The organism is Bartonella sp. AD328YNZD (genome assembly GCF_042196425.1).
On the sequence record NZ_JBHIQG010000366.1, the window covers coordinates 1 to 2,287 of the forward strand.

Sequence of the window (2,287 nt, forward strand, 5' to 3'; positions counted from 1 at the left end):
TCAGTTAGGTTCCTTTGGTTCTTCTTTGGAAGCAGGGGTTGGGTTTAATGCCCGTCTCTCAACAAAACTTTCTCTTCGTGGAGATGTCACTTATCAGCATAGATTTAAGAAAATTGGTTTTTCTGGAACGAGTTTCTCTGCTGGATTGCATTATTATTTTTAGCTATACATAAACTATATAGTAACTTATATATAAGTATATATAGTGTTATATTAAGTATTAAAGTAGCTCTTTAGTTTTATATTTATTGTATTTTGAGAAATTTATTAGCTTAAATATAGACATTATTCTTCAATAAATAGAAGTAGGGGAATAGGAGGCGGCAAGAGTTATGATTTATGTATTTCATAAATATGTATTTTTATGCAACGTTACAACAGCTATTCTTTATTTTTTGCAGGTTACGTATGTTAGTGCTGCTGGATCTTCAAGTGATCCAAGAGGGGTGTTTTATAAATGCGATGATAGAAAAACACACTTTCTCGCAGATAAAGTTTATTACTTAAAAAATTCTCAGGAGGCTGCACCTATTGCAGCTATATATGTAGAAAAAGCAGGCACTGTTGTTAATGCCTCTCAGATAGCAGTTTATGGCGATGATCCAGATAAAATATCTGCCTATGGGGCGTATGTAAGAAATGGTGGAAAAATTAATCTAATAGCTTCAGATTTTAAGAATATACCTGCTCTTCGTGCTCAAAATGCCGTTATTAGCATGACAGTAGGGGAAATTAAGGGGACTTCACATGCTATTTATGCATGGGGGAGAGGAACGGATATTGCTTTAGTGAGTGTGAATATCAATATTGAGCCAGATAATTTGAATGTAAAAGGGATCGGTATTATAAGTGGTTTTGATGCAATGGTTAAAATGACAGACGGTACCGTTAATTTTAACCAGATTGGCTCATTTTCAACCCGATTTGGGGGGCGCTATATTCTTGATACTATGGGGATTACGGGGCATGGAAGGAGGGAGGAAACTTTAACAGATAGTGATGGAGCTATGGGGGTATTGCCAGAAGCTTTTGAGGTTTTTCAAGGTGGTGACGTTCATTTGAAAAACAATTTTATCCAGCTAAACCATATGCATGCATTTTTGATGAAAAACTTTTCAGGTTATGTAAGTGATAATGGTAAGTTAATTCAAAAATATATTTCATCAGATGGCTTTAAAAATACAAGTATTAAGATAGAAAAAAACAATATTTCTGTTCAGGGTGAGGGAGTATATGGACTGTATTTTAATGTTTTAGCTCCAGAAGAGATTGCTAAAATGTTGAGGCAACGAGATGATGAAAAAAATTTAGAAACCAAAAAAGTTATTACGGGGAGGGCTTTTGTTTATTTATCAGAGACAAATATGACAGTTCCAGATGGGATTGCAATTTATGCGAAGGGGAATAAAGACTATGAAGTAAAAGGCACTCTTGAATTATCGCATGAAACAAAAATCTCTGGTGATGTGTTGCTAAAAGCTGAAAATAATGCTTCTCTATTGGTGAAAGCAAACGCTTCCTCTCTTACAGGAGGTACGCGTGTTGAAGATAGATCGGTTATTGATTTAGAGTTAATTCGTTATTCAAAATGGTATCTTACTAAAAGTAAATACAATGGTTTACAGGAATCTGTTTCATCGCTTTCTTCTCTAAGTCTTTCCAATAGCACATTGATCTTTGATGAAGATAGTGGTTATCAAACGCTACGCATTGGAAAAAAAGCAGATATAGATGCAGGAGATAAAATTCTCGCATCAAAAGATAAAAAAGTCTATAGTGCTGAGGGAAACGCTCAGATTAGGTTGAATACATTTTTGAATGATGAGGGTTTGTTTGATCCCCAAAAGACGGATCGCATATTGATCTATGGGGATGTTTCTGGAACGACATTCATCCATATGCAAAATTTTCCAAAATATTCAAGTAAAGAAGTCTATGAGGGAAGAGATCAAAGCATTTCAATCGTTCAAGTTGCAGGAACAGCGCGGGCAGGTTCTTTTCGACTCGCCAATGGTTATAATGGTTATACCACGGTGAAAGGTTTTCCTTATCAATATCGTATTCGTGGTTATGGTCCGGGCTCGCCTTTTGGAGAAGCGAATGCTAAGCAAAGATTAGTGGAAGGTGAGGGGGATTTTTGGGATTTCCGACTCGAAGGGGTTTATATTTCTTCTAGAATAGGTTCTTATAATGGTCCATTTGGTAAACCTTCTTCGTTTTCATTATCTCATCCTGTTAATCCTCCATCTTCTCCTCCCAATTCACTTTCTACGTCGTTGATATCTGA

Annotated in this window: 1 protein-coding gene and 1 pseudogene; both read left to right on the plus strand. The window is 35.9% G+C overall.

Annotated features, from left to right (window positions below):
• The coding region (locus tag ACFIO3_RS11835; RefSeq protein WP_375704512.1) for an autotransporter outer membrane beta-barrel domain-containing protein at positions 1 to 163 on the plus strand (163 nt) is incomplete at its 5' end.
• Positions 164 to 332: 169 nt separating this feature from the next.
• Positions 333 to 2,287: pseudogene (locus tag ACFIO3_RS11840) on the plus strand (autotransporter outer membrane beta-barrel domain-containing protein); the annotation flags it as partial.